The following is a 16,273-nucleotide window of genomic DNA, read 5'->3' as shown; positions in this document are numbered from 1 at the left end:
CGCGGTTGCTGCCACCACTCTCACTGCCGTAAAATGCAACTTTTCCGAGCGCCTTCGCGTTATAAGAAGGTGCTATTATTTATGTTATCCTAGCTTGTCACGGGAAAATGGGAAAATGGACCTACGCATCCTTTTTGTGACCGGTGCGTATTAGTTTTACATTCAATTGTGGAAAGGAGTGCGACCCAACAGTGGCCCGATTGGAATACCGGCTCTATTCGGAACAAAGTGAGACATATCCGCTGCTGTATTATTACGAGCGGGTAGGCCGCGACGAGACGGCTTTGCGATTTGCCTGCGATTATTTTGTGAAGGATGGAAAAGTGTACGAGAAAACGTCCGCTGCCGTCGAGTCCGCCTGCTATGTTGTATACGTGAAAGAAGCGGAGGATGAGCGGCAAATGCCGTGGGGAAAACCGTCTTCCACTGGGCGACGGGGTATTCTTATGGAGCTAAGGGAGTATAGGGAGGGAACGGCCGATTACCCTTTGATTCATACGTTCAGCTTCCCGGACACGCTTGAAGCGATTCTCCATTTGCAAGCGAACTATTTGTACGTAAACGACAGGGAATGGTACCGGACTTCCGCGGAAATTGACGAGGACCGGGTAACGTACGTGTATTACGCGGTACCTGTGTAGAGTCAGATACATAGAGGAGGGAGAGGAGAAGCTTTGGAACAATTCAACAACGGCGGGACGACGCGACAGCCGACTCAGCGTCCGCTGTCAACCCGCAAAGCGGTAAAGCTTTTTTTGGCATCGACGCTGATCCTCGGCAGTGCGGCAGGCTGTTCCAGCAATAAAGATTGCATCGATCAAAATCAGGACGGCTACTGCGACAACGGCGGCGGCCGGTCCGGGTCCGGTTCGGGCTACTACGGTTCCGGCGGCGGATCGAGCAAGTCGGGGTCGTCTACGGGCGTCAGCTCGGGTTCTCACGGAGGAATCGGCAGCAGCGGCATTTCCAGTTCCTGAGACGAATATGTTCTTTTTTCGGAGGAAAACTCGAATGAACCGCGGATTGCAATCGACGAGCTCAAATTATCCGAGTATGAACTATGGACGGATGGGAATGGAGCGTAGAAGATGACAAGGGGAACCGTTCTTTTGACGGACAGCTACGCTGACCGGCGAAACGCGATTTACGGACCGCTTCGCAATGAAGGGGTTTTTACTTGGGATTGCATGTTTGGGCAAGAATACGCCCTGGCCGGTCTTCACCGATTGAGCCGCGAGCGGCATCGGGAAATGCTGGCGGCTGCAGAAGCGCTCGGGCGTATATACGCCAAGACCGTTGCGGTTGTGCAGCAGGGAGAAGCTGCGCTGTGGGCCGAGCTCGGCTTACCGGAAGCGGCGTTCGGGGCTGTTGCCTTGCGTTTCGACGAAACGATCCCGACGTTGATCGGGAGGTTTGATTTTGCCGACACACCGGATGGCCTCAAGATGCTCGAATTCAACAGCGATACGCCGACAGGGATTGTCGAGGCGTTTCATGTGAATGGGGTTGTGTGCGAGGCGTACGGCGCGGAAAACCCGAATCGCGGATGCAGCGCCATGTTGGGGATGGCTTTCACCCGTATGAAGGAAGTATACCGGAAGGCGGGTTGTCGGACGGAGCGTACCGTTTTCAGCGCTCTGGACTGGCATGAGGAGGACGCCGGAACGACGCGCTACTTGCTTGCGCAATCGGGAATGGAAGGGGCGAGCTTCGTTCCGCTATCTGCGCTGCGCGTTCAAGGCGAAAGGTTGTGGGCGCCTGCCGCTGGGAGCGACACAGCGGAATTGCAGCCCGTAGATTTGTTGTACCGGCTGCATGCCATCGAGAAATTGGCGCAAGACTACGACGATGACGGTTACCAGACAGGGGAGCACGTGCTGAGGCTTATTGCCTGCGGGGAGCTTGCGGTGATTAATCCGCCGTCCGGATTCGCAGCCCAGACGAAGGCGCTGCAGGCGCTCATCTGGAATTTGCATGAAACCGGGCAGTTTTTCGCACCGGCAGAGCATGAAATGATTGAACGCTATATGTTGCCTACTTACCTCGAGCCATGTTTCCCGGAAGGAACGCCGTATGTCAGCAAGCCGATTCTTGGCAGAGAAGGCAGCGGAGTAACCATATATGACGGAAACGGCGCAGCGCCCGAGGAGAGCGGAGAAACCGAGTACATGCACCAGCCGATGGTGTACCAGCAATATGCGCAACTGCCGGAGATCGAGATTGAGACGCTTTCGGGCCCGTATCGCGGGCGGTTGTTATGGGGCTGTTTTCTTATCGACGGAAAAGGTTCAGCCGTTGTAGCCAGAGTTGGCGGGCGTATTACGGATAATTTATCGTTTTATTTGCCGTCGGCGTTTGCCGATGAATGAGATGAAGTAAAAGACATAAGCCGGGAGGGTTATAAGGTGGCGCCATGGGAGCCGATCGTAAATTTTTTAATTTATTTGGGGATCACGGTCCCGTTGATGGGCATAGGTGTTTTATTTTTTAATTTGACGACGCCGTACAACGAATTTCAATTGATCCGCGACGGTGGAGATGTAAGCGATCAGGCGAAAGCGGCGGCAGGCAAGGCGGCAGCCTACGATCTGGGAGGCAAAATCATCGGGCAGGTGCTGGTGCTTGCTTCCGCCGTTTACCACTCCGTCGGGATCGTTGATCTGATTGTGTGGGGAATCCTCGGCATTGCGTTTCAGATTGTAATTTTCTATTTATTTGAACTTTTGACGCCGTTCAAAGTCGTGGCCGAAATTCCGAAAGGAAACGTGTCCGTCGGCATTTTCTCGTTTTGTCTAAGCCTTGCGTCGGGACTTCTGATGGCTTCTTTGATCAGTTACTGATTGAATTCCGAATTCGAGAACTTATAAAACCATATGTTTTCCGACCGTCGGTTGCGTTTCGCTGACGGTTTTTTTGCGCTAACACGATGGCACCGATGCACGGCTCAACAAATCCGCGTTATTCGGATTCCAAAAAAAATTACGAGGAATGTGTCATAATACACATTTTTCAAACGTATATATTGTCTATAATTCAGGCTATATACGAAAAGAGGTCGAAAAATGTTTTATTGCATCGCTTGTAATCAACTCCATCAACTTGATGATTTACGCAAGGAAGCAGACGGGAGGCACATTACTTTCCGGACAGGCTTTCATTATATTAACGATACGCTTTACCAGGCAGGGTATTGCAGTGAAGTCGGGTCGGTCAAGCCGCCGTTGGTTGCGTCCAACAATCATATCGGCCAACCGGAGCTCTCCTTCTGAAGGACGTAAAACCTCCTGTGCGGAGCAACCTTCCTCGCTGCTTGCTGATAACAATGATCTCTTAATCATTGTTCTGGTACGGCATAGGGAGTTCTCTGGGTTCGGAATTAGAGCATATACAAAGGTCGGGCAAGCCGTCTCACTGCGTATAATACAGCATCAAATAAAAAAGGGGTGAGATGAATGACACCGCAGGAGTTCATAACAGCCATCGCACCCTTTGCTGTTTCCGAGCAACAGCGTACGGGCGTTCTGGCTTCGGTTACGATGGCCCAGGCGGCGCTTGAAAGCGGATGGGGGTCAGCCGCGCCCGGGAATAATTTGTTCGGCATCAAAGGAACAGCAAGCGATCTCGCCACCCTGGAGTATGTTAACGGCCGATTCGTTACTGTTCACAACGGATTCCGCGTATACGACAGTTGGGAGGACAGCATTGCGGACCACAGCGACTTTTTGCTGCAGAACAGCCGTTATGCTGCTGCGGGCTTTTTTGAACGCAGCCAAGCGTTGGACTACACTGGTGCCGCATATGCGCTGCAATCGGCCGGTTATGCAGCCGACCCTCAGTATGCGATCAAGCTCATTTCGATAATCCAGACCTATCAATTGGCCGAATATGACACACTGGAGGAGGACGATATGCCAATGAAATTCGATCACGACTGGCAATGGAACATGCTCGGCGATGCGCTTGAAGGGCTATACAGGAAGGGGCTGCTTTCGGACTATATCTGGGTGGAGAAAGCGTATAATCGACAGCTCACCGGTACGGAATTGGCCTGGCTTAACACCATCATCTACGCAAGGCAAAGCGGGATAGAGGTGTAAAAGAAAGCAGCATCCCCGCCGGTTCAGCTAAACCATGGGATGCTGCAGATGTGTCTGTTTCGATTATATCAAATTATCGGCGGAACCCGGAAAGCTGCTGCTCCGCGATTTGCACCATCCGACGTACCATATGTCCGCCGATCGCGCCAGTGTCGCGTGTTGCCATGTAGCCGTAATAGCCGTCTTGCGGAATTTGAATGCCGAGTTCTTGCGCAACTTCGTATTTTAGCTGTTCCAAAGCTTGGGACGCTTGTTGCACCACCAATTGATTGCTGTTTCTGGACTGACCTCTAGCCATAGAAATACCTCCATTTGTTTGGTTTCAAACCAGTAATCTTATATTTCCCCCATCGATTCCCTAATTATTCATTCAAGTCGACGTGATATGATGATTTTGGTGATGCCCATGTTTATTTCCCCTATGCTACCGGAACATACCCAGAATCCGTTTGCTGACGATTCCTATATATTCGAACCGAAGATGGCCGGACATCGGCTGATTTTGTCGCGGGATGCGAAAGAAACCAGGTTATGGACTCGTCATATGGAAGAGTGCACGCGGCAGTATCCGGAACTCCACCATGTTCCTATAGAAGGCGACGACCTTGTGCTTGACGGTGAAGTGTGCTGTATAAATCCCGACACGGGTCATCTCGAATCGGGTTTGGTCATGGAAAGATTGCAATTAAAAAAGAAAAAAAGAATCGATGCATTCGCCGCCCGGCGGCCGGTCCATTATGCCGTGTGGGATATACTATTTTATAAAGGGCGCGATCTTCGCAGTCTCCCGCTCGTCAAAAGGCGGTCGATCCTGGAGTCCGCGTTAGAGACGAACGATCATTTTATAACGGTTCCGCAAACGGATGGCAGCGCCGACCGGCTTATTGTTACATTGAAGGATAAAGCGATAGAAGGCATTGTCGCCAAAAAAAAGGACAGCCCTTACGTATCCAGGCGGTCCCATGATTGGTTGAAGATTGCGATCGATTAAGGGCGACTACGCGTCCAACAAACAAAGAAAACAACACCTGGAGTACGCTCTTTCGTTAGAGTCGTGCGCCAAGTGTTATTTTTGTTTGCTGCGATACAATACTTTACTTAAATTAATTTGAGAGTTTTTTTTACATAAAAGAGCGTGGTCAATCGAAGGATCTTTTTATTTTGTGCAAAATAATTCAGGCCCCGTCTCACGACGAGGCCCTTCATGGGAGAGGAGAAACCGGACGAAGAGCTTATGGGGAACGTAAGTCTTCTCCGCGGTTGTCTACGACATTTTCGGATGTCGATGATATAAGGTTGCGCTTTTTTTAGCAAAAGTATACGTGCCTTGACAAATTTTTTTTGTTTTTTTGTGCATGAGAAGACGTTTATGGTACGATATCATTACAATTAAGGCGAAGGAAGGCTTAAGCATGAGAGTCATTTCGGGCAGTGCCAAAGGGCGTCCGCTCAAAGCGGTGCCGGGCATGGGGACGCGGCCCACAACGGATAAAGTAAAGGAAGCGGTGTTCAGCATGATCGGCCCTTACTTCGAAGGGGGCTTTGTGCTGGATTTGTTTGCAGGTACGGGGGGCCTTAGCATCGAGGCGTTGAGCCGGGGAATGGAGCACGCGGTGCTGACGGATATGGATAAGAAGGCTATCGATACGATCCGTCATAATTTGCAGGCGACGGGGCTAACCGACCGGGCGGAAGTATTTCGTAACGACGCGGTGAAAGCCGTGAAAGCGCTCGGAAAAAGGGACATGCAGTTCGATCTCGTCTTTCTGGACCCGCCTTATAAACTCAAATTAGTATCAGAATTACTGGAGCGGCTCATGGAGGGCGAATTGCTGGCGGACGGTGCGCGCGTAGTCATCGAGCATGATGCGGAAGATCGATACGAGGCGGCCGTAGGAACGCTGGAGTGGGTGCGCCGTACGGAATACGGGGATACCGCGATCACCATATTCCGTAATCGCATCGGCGATATAACGAATTAATGGGCAACAGGAGAAGGAGCTGACCGTACATATGGATGCAAAAGATCAAAATCGTGATGAAAGAGCGGAAAGCAATTGGAAAATAGCCGTTTATCCAGGGAGCTTCGATCCCGTGACGAACGGGCATTTGGATATTATTCACCGGGCTGCGAAAGTGTTTGACAAGCTGGTGGTGGCTGTTCTGAACAATTCTAGCAAAAACCCGCTGTTTTCCGTTGAAGAAAGGATGGAACTTCTTCGTCAAGTGACGGCGGATTTGCCAAATGTGGAAATCGACAGCTTCCGCGATTTGTTAATTAATTATATGAAGCAAAAAAACGCCCATCTTATTGTTAGAGGTTTGCGGGCTGTATCGGATTTCGAATATGAGCTGCAAATGGCTTCGACGAACCAGAAGCTCAGTGAAGATATCGAGACGTTCTTTATGACGTCCACACCGAAATATTCGTATTTAAGCTCCAGCATCGTGAAAGAAGTGGCCCGCTTCCATGGCCCGGTCTCCGATCTGGTTCCGAACGAGGTAGAGCAGGCTCTCCGCATCAAATACGGCAGCGATAAAGCATAATTAATGCGATTGATGTCACGTCGGAAACGCTTATGGTTTACGGTTCAATAAAAAGGCGGCGAAAACGGACAAAATAAGCAATATCAAAATCGTTGTGCCGAACTGGAGCATCATCGGACTAATCAACGGCCACAGACTGTCCTTTTCGAGGGCCCAGGTTGAATTTGCCGCGGCATAACCGGCCAGCACCGGCTGGTCGCTTCCTTGCGAAAGCATGGCCATCAGCGGCTTCCAGGATATAAGCGACAGCAGAAAGGCGATCACGCCATGCTGCAGACGCGAAAGCATAAACCGCGAAAAACGCAAATCCGTCGCGGCGACGAAGCTTTTGATTTGAGCATGCGTGGACAAGCCGCCCCAAGCAATGAGAAGGCTCAGCAATGCCGACTGAGCTGACTCTGGAATATAGTGCGACCCGGCGATGGCATATGTGCCCAAGTTCGGTTCCAGTACGCCTGTCAGCAGTGCGGTAAACACCGATGCTGTGCCTACCGGACGAAACCCGAATATGGAGAAGATGGCTGCGACCGCTGTGGAAAAATGAGTCAGAGTAATCATTTGCATCATAACGGAAAAAATCATCATGCAGCCGCCGATAATGAAAAGCTGCTCAGTGCCGGCTGCGACGGAATCGCCCAACAGCTTGCCGAACGTTCGACCGTCGCGGTTTTTTGCCGTCCGCATCATTTGGGTGCTTCTTGACAACCATCCGGATGCTGCATCATCAGCAAAATTTCGGGGTGCAAACGGTACCTGTGCGGATTCCGCCCCTATGCGATGCAGCAGCATGAGCAAAATGGCGGAAGCGTAGTGAATGACGGCTAAGGCCAAGCCGGCCGTAGCATTTTGCAAAAAACCAACGCCGACAACGCCGATAATGAAAATCGGATTAAATACATGCGAGGCAGACAGGAGGCGTTCTCCTTCCTCGCGTGTAATCGCGCCTTCCTTTCGCAGCGCGCCGATGGCGGCGGCGCCGGATTGCGGCCCGGTTGTATATCCAAGCGCCAAAATCCATCCGCCGATGCCAGGGAGCCGAAACAGCATCCGGAGCAGCGGCTCAAGTAAAGCGCCGAGACCGTGAAGCAGCCCCAGCCCGCGCAACAGCTCCGTCAAAATTAAAAACGGCAGCAGGGTGGGGAACACCAGCTTCCACCATAAATGCAGCCCCTGGATGGAAGCTTGGAAGGCTTGAGCGGGAAAGCGGATAATGCCGAACACCAGCGCTAATGCGGAAACGCCGAGCAGCAGCGTGGTTAGGCGTGGGGAGAAGAGAGTGTGCCTTCGTTGCATCCAAATCACTCCAAGCGCATATAGATTGGTACATGTTTACGCTTTGTCCGATGGGTTTAGACCTGTGTTGCAACTGTTACACCGGCGAAGCAGTGTCAGTTGTCAACGGATTGCAACTTATAAATACATTTTTTGCGAAAACACCGAGGGGGATTACAGCATGGGAGATGCGGGGCAAATCAAACGCGCTTCACGCATTGTATTTTCGGTTTTTACTGCGATCGCCATCATCTATTTGGTCTATTTTTTGCCGTTACCGCTATACATTTTTAAACCTGGTACAGCGGAGGTATTGGCCCCGATGGTGCATGCCAAATCGACCGACGGCGCGGATAAAGGCAAGTTCATGCTGACAACGGTACGTGTAGCGGACGCGACCGTTTTCGGCTATTTGATGTCGTTCGTCAGGCCATACGAAGAACTGAGAATGAAGCAGGAACTTCTCCGCAAAGGGGAGACCGAATCGGAGTACACGCAGCGGCAGGAAGTCGTTATGCTTTCCTCTCAGGCCAATGCGATACAAGCAGCCTATAATAAATTGAAAATTCCATACCATATTCAAAAAGAAGGACTCGTCATTCAACAGGTATATCCCGAATTCCCGGCGCATAAAGAGCTTCGGGCCGGCGATTATATCGTGAAAGTGGATGATATCGAGGTAACGACGCTCAAGGAGCTGCAGAATTATCTCGCTTCCAAAAAAGCGGGGGATACGGTATCGGTCAGCTATAAACGTAAGGGGACCATTCAAACCAAAGAAATTGGGCTGGGCGTATTGCCAAACGATGGCGGAAAACCGGTCGAAGGGCAGCCGCAGCGGGTCGGTCTTGGCATCGTACCGGCTGAGTTGCAGAGCATTAAAGCGGACTCGGAGGATAAACAAATTACGATCAAAGCGGGCGATATCGGCGGTCCTTCCGCCGGACTGATGTTTTCGCTCGAGATTTACAACCGGCTGACGTCGGGCGACGTTTCAAAAGGATACAGTATCGCCGGCACCGGAGAGATCGATCCGAAAGGGAATGTCGGCGTCATCGGCGGGATTCAGCATAAAGTTGTCGCTGCCGATAAAGCGGGGGCCGAAATCTTTTTCAGTCCGAAAGACATGGAATATCAAGGGCAAAAAATTCCGAATTACTCCGATGCGGTAAAACGGGCGGAAGAGCTCCATACAAAAATGAAGATCGTCCCCGTAGGAACGATCGACGACGCATTGAACTATTTGGAGAAGCTTTCGCCCAAAAACGGCGGCAATACCGGCTAAACCGATGCAATGTACAGTGGCTGCTCGAAATAATCCCGGAACAAATCGCGGTGGCCGGGACGGTCGTATCCTAGCGCGTACACGGATGTAGCACGAATATCAAGATCGAGAAGCGGCGATATTCCATCCGTTACTTTGGTGACGATCGGAACTTTAGCCGCAGTTTTCATCCGTTTGAGCAGCTTGCGCCCGTTCTCCGTAAAGCCAAGTACCCGCAAGTAAGGGACGCCCTCGCGCAGAACATCCGCGGCGAGCTGCTGCTTGGAATGGTTCAGCAAAATGCGCATCAGCATACGCTGCAGCTTCGTCCGGGTGTAGCGGCGCGTTTTCAACCGGTCAAGCAGCCCTTCGACGACCGCGCCGCCGGTTAGCGGCGGCAGTTCTGCGATGGCCCGCCGAATCCGGTGTTCCAAACCTTCGGTTACTTCGTGAAAGCCGGCGAGCTGCTCGGGCGAATGGTGCAGCAGCTGCAGCATCAGCGGGCGGGCAAACTTTTCCCAATTGATCGGGGCCCGGCCTGCATTCCATTCACGTTCGAGAATCGAACGCGTGTAGTCGGGCACAAACGGTCCGATTCCTTCCAGCGTCTGCGCTTCGAACAGCAGCTTTCGTATGGCTGTGGCGCTTGCAATTTGCTTGTCCGTAATATTCAATTGATTGTACTCGGCCTTTGTACGCGTGATCGTTTGCGGGACGATGTCGCTCCCGAGCCGGCGCAGCGCGATTAAGTAATGCAGGCCCAGCGTATTGTTGGGCCTCGCCAGCTCCTCCTCCCGCGCGCCGGGGACGAGCTGCGACACCGCGCGGCTGAAGGCGGCGGGGTAAGCGGCGCCGCGCTTCAGCTCGCCTTGCAGCAGCAAGCGCAGATGTTCCGGCTCCTGCTGCAGCGCATCCGCCGCCGCATCAAGCCAGCCGATGTCGCCGCTTTCGCTGCCGAAGCAGAGGTTGTCCACGACGCCGCATGCGTCAAGAGCGGACACGGCGCCGAAGGCGAACCATTCCGCAGGCTGCGCGGAATAAGCGACCGGCAGCTCCAGCACAAGGTCTGCGCCCATGCGCAGCGCCATCTCGGCGCGAGCCCATTTATTCACGAGCGCGGGTTCGCCCCGCTGCAAAAAATGTCCGCTCATGACGCAAATGGCAGCGTCGCAATTTGTTGTCTTCTTCGATTGTTGGTAATGATAGTAGTGACCGTTGTGCAGCGGATTGTATTCTACGATTAAACCGACCGTGCGCATATGTTCCTCCGTACGACGAAATCCAGCGGTATTCACTGGCAATGGATTATTAATCACTATAGCATGAACTGAAAATGTTGACAAAACAAAGCGAAAGTCGCTATAATAAAATTTGTTTGTTTGGGGTGATACGACATGCTTATACATTTGAAGGACGTCGCCGCGAAAGGCACGATCCGGTTGGACGGAACGGAAGATTTGACCGGCGTTTTGCCGAAGAAGGGCAGTCTGCTCGATTTCGGTCCGCTGCGAATGCAGCTGGAAGCGCGGGATCAAGCGGGAATGGCGGAAATATCAGGCCAGCTCGAAATCGACGTGGAGCAAGCTTGTTCACGTTGTTTAGCTCCGGTACCGCAAAAGCTGACCATTCCGTTTCACGAAACATTCGTTAAGGGGGAAGAACCGGATCCGGACGCACTCGATATAGAGGCGGACGAGGACGATGGAGACGATTTTCTTTACGTCCAGGAGGACCGGTTTGATCTCTTGCCCTATTTGGCGGAAAGCGTCATGCTGGCGCTCCCGTTCATACCGCTTTGCAGCAGTGATTGCCAGGGCCTGTGCCCCGTATGCGGCACAAACCGCAACGAACAGGCTTGCGGCTGTAAACAGGACAAGGTGGATCCGCGTCTGGCGGGACTGGCGGATTTTTTTAACAAGCAATCGTAAGTCGATCGTGAATTCGTTGAAGGAGGTGGGAATATGGCAGTACCTCAAAGGAGAACATCCAAAACGCGCCGCGACAAGCGCCGGACTCACTTTAAATTGGTAGTACCAGGCATGGTGAAATGTGACAACTGCGGAGAACCGAAATTGGCTCACCGTGTATGCAAGGTTTGCGGTCACTACAAAAAAAGAGAGATCATCACTCAGTAATCATACCGGCCAAAGAGATAGTGCCTTCATCGAACAGGTGAGGTGCTATTTTTTTTGCCGTGCCAAAGCTTCCATTTTTGATGGCAATCCATTATACTATCTCATATTACTTGGTCATAAGATGTAGTGTCAGGTACATGCTCTAAGCGATGGGACTTGCGCTATTATGCCAACCAAAGGTGGTGCTTACGTCATCGAACGCCTTCCCAAAAGACAGCGCCAGCAGCAGCTAACGAAAGCGATTGAAGAAAATCCTTTTATTACGGATGAAGAATTGACGCGGTTGTTTCAAGTCAGCATCCAGACGATTCGTCTGGACCGGCTCGAGCTCGGTATACCGGAGCTCAGGGAACGGATGAAGCTGATGGCCGAGCAGTCGTATGATCAGGTGCGCTCATTGCCGCTGCATGAAGTCATCGGCGACGTCATTGATCTTCAGCTGGACAAGAGCGGCATTTCCATGTTTGAAATTAAAGAAGAGCACGTGTTCTCCAGAACGAAGATTGCACGCGGCCATCATATTTTCTCGCAAGCGAACTCGCTGGCGGTGGCGCTGATCAACGATCAGGTAGCGTTAACAGCCGCGGCGGACATCCGATTCGTAAGGCAGGTCCGGCTTCAGGAAAAATGTATCGCCAAAGCATACGTACGCTCGATATCGAAAGGAAAAGCAAAAGTGGAAGTTTTTACTTACGTCGGGGATGAGATGGTTTTCCAAGGGAACTTTATTATTTATCATGCCAGCAAAGACCGTGGCGACGGAGGAGAGCTTCATGCGGATAGCGATTGATGCCATGGGTGGAGACCATGCTCCTTATGCGGTTGTGGAGGGAGCGATCGCCGCTGCCGAGGAATGGACCGATACGACGATCATTCTTGTCGGAGATACGGCGGTGATCGAGCCGCTGCTTCAAGGGAAGAAGCTGAGCAATATCGAGCTTCGCCACGCCAGCGAGGTCATCGAGTCCGATGACGAACCGGTCAAAGCTGTAAGACGCAAAAAGGACGCGTCGATGGTGGTGGCCGGCCGGATGGTGAAGGAGCGGGAGGCGGACGCCATGATATCGGCGGGCAACACCGGCGCGCTCATGACGATCGGTACGCTTGTTGTCGGGCGGATCCAGGGAATCGAACGGGCGGCGCTTGCGCAGATGTTCCCGACGATCGACGGCGCCGGCGTATTGGTGCTCGACCTTGGCGCGAACGTGGATGCATCGCCGGAGCAGCTCGTCCAGTATGCGGTCCTGGGCAGCCTGTACCGCAGCAAGTTTCACGGGCTCGAGAAGCCTTCGGTCGGCTTGTTGAATATCGGTACCGAGGCGATGAAAGGCAACGAACTGACGAAAGCGGCCTTTCCGCTGCTGGAACAGGCACCGATTCATTTTGTCGGCAATGTAGAGTCGAGAGACGTACTGAGGAAGCCGTGCGACGTTATCGTATGCGACGGTTTTGCCGGCAACATTATGCTGAAGTCGGTGGAAGGCGCGGCCTCCGTCATCATGTCCGAGCTGAAAAAGGAATTTATGCGCAATTTGCTGACCAAGCTGGCCGCAGCCGTTGTCAAGAAAGGCATGCTGCAAATGCGCAAAAAGATGGACTACACGGAGCATGGAGCCGCTCCGCTGCTCGGCGTAAATGGATTAGTACTGAAGGGTCACGGTTCTTCGAACGGCTATGCATTCAAAAATGCGGTAAGGCAGGCGAGGATTGCGATTCGGAACGATTTGGTTCGCAGCATATCTTCGGAAATCAGCAACGGAAGTGAGATGTGACTTTATGAGTTTACAAGCGGTAGGCGTTCTTGGAACCGGCAAGTATGTGCCGGAAAGGGTGCTGACCAATCACGACTTGGAGAACATGGTAGACACGAACGACGAGTGGATTGTCACACGGACGGGAATTCGCGAGAGACGGATCGCATCCCCGGAACAAGCGTCCTCCGATCTGGCATACGAGGCTTCGAAAATTGCGCTCAATAAGGCGGGGATCGCTCCGGAAGAGATCGACTTGATCATCGTGGCCACCATCACGCCCGATATGTCGTTTCCTTCGACGGCCTGCATCCTGCAGGACAAGCTCGGCGCGAAAAAAGCGGCGGCGTTCGATCTTTCGGCGGCTTGCTCGGGGTTCATCTACAGTTTGGCGAACGCGACGAATTTCATTGCTACCGGCACTTATAAATACGCATTGGTTGTAGGCGCGGAATGTTTGTCGAAAATTACGGATTACACCGACCGCAACACTTGCATCTTATTCGGCGATGGCGCCGGCGCGGTAGTATTGGGTCCGGTAGCGGAAGGCAGAGGCTTCAAGTCGTTCGAGCTCGGGGCCGACGGCACCGGGGGCGATCTGCTGAAGATTGCCGGAGGCGGATCGCGCTGTCCGGCCTCGCCTCAAAGCCTCGAAGGCAAGCAGCATTTCATTTACATGGCCGGTGCCGAGGTGTTCAAGTTTGCCGTGCGCATTATGGGCAGCGCAGCCGAGGACGCGCTCCGGAAAGCAGGGATCGCGAAGTCCGAGGTCGATTTGCTCGTGCCGCATCAGGCGAATATTCGCATCATTCAATCGGCGCTGCAGCGGCTTGATCTGAGCGAAGACAAATGTATGATCAACCTGGACAAATACGGCAACGTATCGGCGGCATCGATTCCGATTGCGCTGGCGGAAGCCGACGAAGAAGGTCGCGTGAAGGAAGGCGACTGCATAGTGCTTGTCGGCTTCGGCGGCGGACTGACCTGGGGTGCATCGGTATTGATTTGGTAATATTACGGAGTTGGAAGGAGCGGTACCTTCATGGGAAAAACGGCATTTGTCTTCCCCGGACAAGGGGCTCAAGCCGTCGGCATGGGCAAAGACATTTATGACGCGGACAACAGCGCCCGGCACATTTTTGAATCGGCCGATGCGGCGCTCGGATTCGATTTGAGTCAAATCATATTCGACGGTCCGGATGACGAATTGAAGAAGACCTACAATACGCAGCCGGCGCTGCTAACTGCGAGCATCGCTTATCTGGAGCTGTTCCGCGCCCGTTTCGGCATCTCGCCGGATTATGTGGCGGGTCACAGCCTGGGCGAGTACAGCGCGCTGGTAGCGGCGGGCGTGCTCCGCTTCGAGGATGCGGTGCGTACCGTTCGCGCCCGAGGCGAGTTTATGGAGCAGGCGGTGCCCGGCGGACAAGGCGCAATGGCGGCGGTGCTGGGCGCAGAACGCGAAGCGCTGCAAGCGCTGTGCGCGGCGGTTAGCCGGGAAGGCGCGGTCGTGGAGCTTGCCAACCTGAATTGCCCGGGACAAATCGTCGTTTCCGGCAGCAAGGAAGGCGTACAGGCTATCGTGGAGCGTGGGAAAGAAGCCGGAGCCAAGCGGGTCATTCCGCTTGAAGTTAGCGGGCCGTTCCATTCTTCTCTGATGAAGCCAGCTTCCGACCGGCTTGCCGGCGTTCTTGCGAAAGTGGGCATGGAGCCTGCATCCATGCCGGTCGTCGCGAACGTCACGGCCCTTCCGGTGCAGGAGCCGGATGCGATACGACGCTTGCTCGTCGAGCAAGTAAGCTCTTCCGTTCTGTGGGAAGATAGTGTAGCCTGGCTCATTGAACAGGGCGTCGATACGTTCGTCGAGTTTGGCTCGGGAACCGTGCTTGCCGGGCTGATCAAGAAAATCGACCGCAATGTGAAAGTGTATTCAGTGAACAGTCTGGAAGCTCTGGACAAATTCCAAAACGAAACAGCGGTGTAAGCTGAAGCACATTACTCATGGGAGGTAGATCTACGTATGCTAACCGGGAAAGTAGCGCTTGTTACCGGCGCTTCCAGAGGCATTGGCCGATCGATTGCGTTAACGCTCGCCGAAGCGGGGGCGGATGTCGTCGTGAATTACGCAGGCAGCGAAGCGTCGGCTGCAGAAGTCGTGCAGGCGATTGAAGCGATGGGACGCAAGTCGTTCAAAGTGAAGGCGAACGTCGGTTCCTCGCAGGAAGTCGAAGATATGTTCAAGCATGTGATGGAGACGTTCGGCCGGATCGATATTTTGGTGAATAACGCCGGCATCACGAGGGACAACCTGATCATGCGCATGAAGGAAGAAGAGTTCGACCAAGTCATCGAGACGAACCTGAAGGGCGTTTTCAACTGCGTCAAAGCGGCCACCCGGCCGATGATGAAGCAGCGCTCCGGGCGCATCATTAACATTTCTTCCGTCGTCGGTGCGCTCGGCAACCCGGGCCAGGCGAACTATGTGGCGGCCAAAGCGGGCGTCATCGGCATGACGAAAGCGGCTGCTAAAGAACTGGCTTCCCGCGGCATCACCGTCAATTGCGTGGCGCCCGGCTTTATCGAGACGGATATGACCGACAAACTGTCGGAAGAGCTGCGCGCGCAGCTGCAGCAGCAAATTCCGCTAGCCCGGCTCGGTCAGCCTGAAGATATCGCCAAGGCGGTTCGCTTCCTGGCCTCCGACGACGCTTCATACATGACAGGCCAAACGATTCATGTGGACGGCGGCATGTATATGTAATCCCCCGGCAGGCAACAATGGCGAGGAGCTGATCTCCGGCCGCTTGCCGAAGTTGAGCGTGAAAAAGCCCGAAAATTCACAATCATTGTTTTTTTACGCGGGCCTGCGGATGGCTATGGCAATTTGTCCATAAGTTAAGTATAATACCAAAGAGGAGGTGAACCGGATGTCCGATATTTTGGATCGCGTGAAACGAATCGTCGTAGACCGCTTAGGCGTTGACGAGGCGGAAGTGACCCTTGAGGCTAATTTTAAGGATGACTTAGGTGCCGATTCTCTCGATGTAGTCGAGTTGGTTATGGAATTGGAAGATGAGTTTGATATGGAAATCTCTGACGAAGACGCAGAGAAAATCGCTACGGTAGGTCAAGTAGTTGAGTACATAAAATCTCATACGTAATGTTGGCTAAGTCCCGTTTCTTCAAAAAACGGGACTTATCTCCATT

At 53.0% G+C, this 16,273-nt stretch carries 21 protein-coding genes; 18 read left to right on the top strand and 3 right to left on the bottom strand.

Annotation, left to right across the window (positions count from 1 at the left end; all coding sequences use genetic code 11):
* The first annotated feature begins 191 nt into the window (after window positions 1-191).
* The 6 genes from ACFQI7_RS04615 (at window position 192) to ACFQI7_RS04590 (ending at window position 4,097) form a co-directional block, all read left to right on the top strand.
* A complete protein-coding gene (locus ACFQI7_RS04615) occupies window positions 192-641 on the top strand; it encodes a hypothetical protein (RefSeq protein ID WP_218097260.1) in 450 nt (149 codons plus the stop codon).
* Between the two features lie 33 nt (window positions 642-674).
* Entirely contained in the window at window positions 675-977 is a 303-nt protein-coding gene (locus ACFQI7_RS04610) for a hypothetical protein (RefSeq protein WP_230414634.1), read from the top strand.
* Between the two features lie 111 nt (window positions 978-1,088).
* Entirely contained in the window at window positions 1,089-2,369 is a 1,281-nt protein-coding gene (locus ACFQI7_RS04605) for a glutathionylspermidine synthase family protein (RefSeq protein ID WP_218097261.1), read from the top strand.
* Window positions 2,370-2,405: 36 nt separating this feature from the next.
* Window positions 2,406-2,840, top strand: coding sequence for a DUF350 domain-containing protein (locus ACFQI7_RS04600; RefSeq protein ID WP_230414635.1), 435 nt, complete (start codon window positions 2,406-2,408; stop codon window positions 2,838-2,840).
* Window positions 2,841-3,062: 222 nt separating this feature from the next.
* Window positions 3,063-3,269 (top strand): DUF3973 domain-containing protein, encoded by a 207-nt coding sequence (locus ACFQI7_RS04595; RefSeq protein WP_218097262.1) that lies wholly within the window; start codon window positions 3,063-3,065, stop codon window positions 3,267-3,269.
* Between the two features lie 183 nt (window positions 3,270-3,452).
* Window positions 3,453-4,097: a glycoside hydrolase family 73 protein gene (locus tag ACFQI7_RS04590; protein ID WP_218097263.1), complete on the top strand. Its 645-nt coding sequence runs from the start codon at window positions 3,453-3,455 to the stop codon at window positions 4,095-4,097.
* A 73-nt stretch (window positions 4,098-4,170) separates the two neighbouring features.
* On the opposite strand, the gene ACFQI7_RS04585 is transcribed toward ACFQI7_RS04590, so the two are convergent.
* The gene (locus ACFQI7_RS04585; protein ID WP_218097264.1) at window positions 4,171-4,395 is read right to left on the bottom strand and encodes an alpha/beta-type small acid-soluble spore protein; all 225 of its coding nucleotides are present in this window, start codon (window positions 4,393-4,395) and stop codon (window positions 4,171-4,173) included.
* Between the two features lie 102 nt (window positions 4,396-4,497).
* Here ACFQI7_RS04585 and ACFQI7_RS04580 point away from each other — a divergent pair, with 102 nt between their 5' ends.
* The 3 genes from ACFQI7_RS04580 (at window position 4,498) to coaD (ending at window position 6,644) form a co-directional block, all read left to right on the top strand.
* Entirely contained in the window at window positions 4,498-5,088 is a 591-nt protein-coding gene (locus ACFQI7_RS04580) for an ATP-dependent DNA ligase (RefSeq protein WP_218097265.1), read from the top strand.
* Between the two features lie 421 nt (window positions 5,089-5,509).
* Complete coding sequence (gene rsmD, locus ACFQI7_RS04575; RefSeq protein ID WP_230414636.1) at window positions 5,510-6,079, top strand: 16S rRNA (guanine(966)-N(2))-methyltransferase RsmD; 570 nt, start codon at window positions 5,510-5,512, stop codon at window positions 6,077-6,079.
* Between the two features lie 31 nt (window positions 6,080-6,110).
* Window positions 6,111-6,644 carry a pantetheine-phosphate adenylyltransferase gene (gene coaD / locus ACFQI7_RS04570; protein WP_218097267.1) on the top strand — a complete coding sequence of 178 codons (534 nt, stop codon included), beginning with the start codon at window positions 6,111-6,113 and terminating at the stop codon, window positions 6,642-6,644.
* A 30-nt stretch (window positions 6,645-6,674) separates the two neighbouring features.
* Here coaD and ACFQI7_RS04565 read toward each other — a convergent pair whose 3' ends face one another.
* Window positions 6,675-7,937, bottom strand: a complete 1,263-nt coding sequence (locus ACFQI7_RS04565; protein ID WP_218097268.1) for a sporulation protein — start codon at window positions 7,935-7,937, stop codon at window positions 6,675-6,677.
* A 160-nt stretch (window positions 7,938-8,097) separates the two neighbouring features.
* Here ACFQI7_RS04565 and ACFQI7_RS04560 point away from each other — a divergent pair, with 160 nt between their 5' ends.
* Window positions 8,098-9,201 carry a SepM family pheromone-processing serine protease gene (locus ACFQI7_RS04560; protein ID WP_218097269.1) on the top strand — a complete coding sequence of 368 codons (1,104 nt, stop codon included), beginning with the start codon at window positions 8,098-8,100 and terminating at the stop codon, window positions 9,199-9,201.
* Here the strand turns inward: ACFQI7_RS04560 and ACFQI7_RS04555 are convergent.
* Window positions 9,198-10,439, bottom strand: a complete 1,242-nt coding sequence (locus ACFQI7_RS04555) for a nucleotidyltransferase (protein ID WP_218097270.1) — start codon at window positions 10,437-10,439, stop codon at window positions 9,198-9,200. The two genes, ACFQI7_RS04560 and ACFQI7_RS04555, sit on opposite strands and share 4 nt — an antisense overlap.
* A gap of 135 nt (window positions 10,440-10,574) precedes the next feature.
* On the opposite strand from ACFQI7_RS04555, the gene ACFQI7_RS04550 reads away from it, so the two are divergent.
* The 8 genes from ACFQI7_RS04550 (at window position 10,575) to acpP (ending at window position 16,227) form a co-directional block, all read left to right on the top strand.
* Window positions 10,575-11,108 (top strand): YceD family protein, encoded by a 534-nt coding sequence (locus ACFQI7_RS04550; protein ID WP_218097271.1) that lies wholly within the window; start codon window positions 10,575-10,577, stop codon window positions 11,106-11,108.
* 33 nt (window positions 11,109-11,141) lie between these two features.
* Window positions 11,142-11,315, top strand: coding sequence for a 50S ribosomal protein L32 (rpmF, locus tag ACFQI7_RS04545; RefSeq protein WP_218090440.1), 174 nt, complete (start codon window positions 11,142-11,144; stop codon window positions 11,313-11,315).
* Between the two features lie 166 nt (window positions 11,316-11,481).
* Window positions 11,482-12,105, top strand: coding sequence for a transcription factor FapR (gene fapR, locus ACFQI7_RS04540; protein WP_218097272.1), 624 nt, complete (start codon window positions 11,482-11,484; stop codon window positions 12,103-12,105).
* Window positions 12,089-13,087, top strand: a complete 999-nt coding sequence (gene plsX / locus ACFQI7_RS04535) for a phosphate acyltransferase PlsX (RefSeq protein ID WP_218097273.1) — start codon at window positions 12,089-12,091, stop codon at window positions 13,085-13,087. Before fapR ends, plsX begins: the two co-directional genes overlap by 17 nt.
* Before the next feature lie 4 nt (window positions 13,088-13,091).
* Window positions 13,092-14,078, top strand: a complete 987-nt coding sequence (locus ACFQI7_RS04530) for a beta-ketoacyl-ACP synthase III (protein WP_218097274.1) — start codon at window positions 13,092-13,094, stop codon at window positions 14,076-14,078.
* 30 nt (window positions 14,079-14,108) lie between these two features.
* Entirely contained in the window at window positions 14,109-15,050 is a 942-nt protein-coding gene (fabD, locus tag ACFQI7_RS04525; RefSeq protein ID WP_218097275.1) for an ACP S-malonyltransferase, read from the top strand.
* 36 nt (window positions 15,051-15,086) lie between these two features.
* The gene (gene fabG, locus ACFQI7_RS04520; RefSeq protein ID WP_218097276.1) at window positions 15,087-15,827 is read left to right on the top strand and encodes a 3-oxoacyl-[acyl-carrier-protein] reductase; all 741 of its coding nucleotides are present in this window, start codon (window positions 15,087-15,089) and stop codon (window positions 15,825-15,827) included.
* Window positions 15,828-15,993: 166 nt separating this feature from the next.
* Complete coding sequence (acpP, locus tag ACFQI7_RS04515; protein ID WP_218090435.1) at window positions 15,994-16,227, top strand: acyl carrier protein; 234 nt, start codon at window positions 15,994-15,996, stop codon at window positions 16,225-16,227.
* The last annotated feature ends 46 nt before the right edge of the window (window positions 16,228-16,273 follow it).

Origin of the sequence: Paenibacillus allorhizosphaerae (assembly GCF_042659105.1) — a bacterium.
GTDB lineage: Bacteria > Bacillota > Bacilli > Paenibacillales > NBRC-103111 > Paenibacillus_G > Paenibacillus_G allorhizosphaerae.
Note: the sequence above shows the minus strand (reverse complement) of the source record. Positions and strands in the feature narration are given on the sequence as shown.

Bases quoted from the DNA above. Each gene is read 5' to 3' on its own strand.
- ACFQI7_RS04605 (WP_218097261.1), top strand. From the start codon at position 1,089: ATGACAAGGGGAACCGTTCTTTTGACGGACAGCTACGCTGACCGGCGA.
- ACFQI7_RS04595 (WP_218097262.1), top strand. From the start codon at position 3,063: ATGTTTTATTGCATCGCTTGTAATCAACTCCATCAACTTGATGATTTA.
- ACFQI7_RS04590 (WP_218097263.1), top strand. From the start codon at position 3,453: ATGACACCGCAGGAGTTCATAACAGCCATCGCACCCTTTGCTGTTTCC.
- ACFQI7_RS04585 (WP_218097264.1), bottom strand. From the start codon at position 4,395: ATGGCTAGAGGTCAGTCCAGAAACAGCAATCAATTGGTGGTGCAACAA.
- ACFQI7_RS04580 (WP_218097265.1), top strand. From the start codon at position 4,498: ATGCCCATGTTTATTTCCCCTATGCTACCGGAACATACCCAGAATCCG.
- rsmD (WP_230414636.1), top strand. From the start codon at position 5,510: ATGAGAGTCATTTCGGGCAGTGCCAAAGGGCGTCCGCTCAAAGCGGTG.
- coaD (WP_218097267.1), top strand. From the start codon at position 6,111: ATGGATGCAAAAGATCAAAATCGTGATGAAAGAGCGGAAAGCAATTGG.
- ACFQI7_RS04565 (WP_218097268.1), bottom strand. From the start codon at position 7,937: ATGCAACGAAGGCACACTCTCTTCTCCCCACGCCTAACCACGCTGCTG.
- ACFQI7_RS04560 (WP_218097269.1), top strand. From the start codon at position 8,098: ATGGGAGATGCGGGGCAAATCAAACGCGCTTCACGCATTGTATTTTCG.
- ACFQI7_RS04555 (WP_218097270.1), bottom strand. From the start codon at position 10,439: ATGCGCACGGTCGGTTTAATCGTAGAATACAATCCGCTGCACAACGGT.
- ACFQI7_RS04550 (WP_218097271.1), top strand. From the start codon at position 10,575: ATGCTTATACATTTGAAGGACGTCGCCGCGAAAGGCACGATCCGGTTG.
- rpmF (WP_218090440.1), top strand. From the start codon at position 11,142: ATGGCAGTACCTCAAAGGAGAACATCCAAAACGCGCCGCGACAAGCGC.
- fapR (WP_218097272.1), top strand. From the start codon at position 11,482: ATGCCAACCAAAGGTGGTGCTTACGTCATCGAACGCCTTCCCAAAAGA.
- plsX (WP_218097273.1), top strand. From the start codon at position 12,089: ATGCGGATAGCGATTGATGCCATGGGTGGAGACCATGCTCCTTATGCG.
- ACFQI7_RS04530 (WP_218097274.1), top strand. From the start codon at position 13,092: ATGAGTTTACAAGCGGTAGGCGTTCTTGGAACCGGCAAGTATGTGCCG.
- fabD (WP_218097275.1), top strand. From the start codon at position 14,109: ATGGGAAAAACGGCATTTGTCTTCCCCGGACAAGGGGCTCAAGCCGTC.
- fabG (WP_218097276.1), top strand. From the start codon at position 15,087: ATGCTAACCGGGAAAGTAGCGCTTGTTACCGGCGCTTCCAGAGGCATT.
- acpP (WP_218090435.1), top strand. From the start codon at position 15,994: ATGTCCGATATTTTGGATCGCGTGAAACGAATCGTCGTAGACCGCTTA.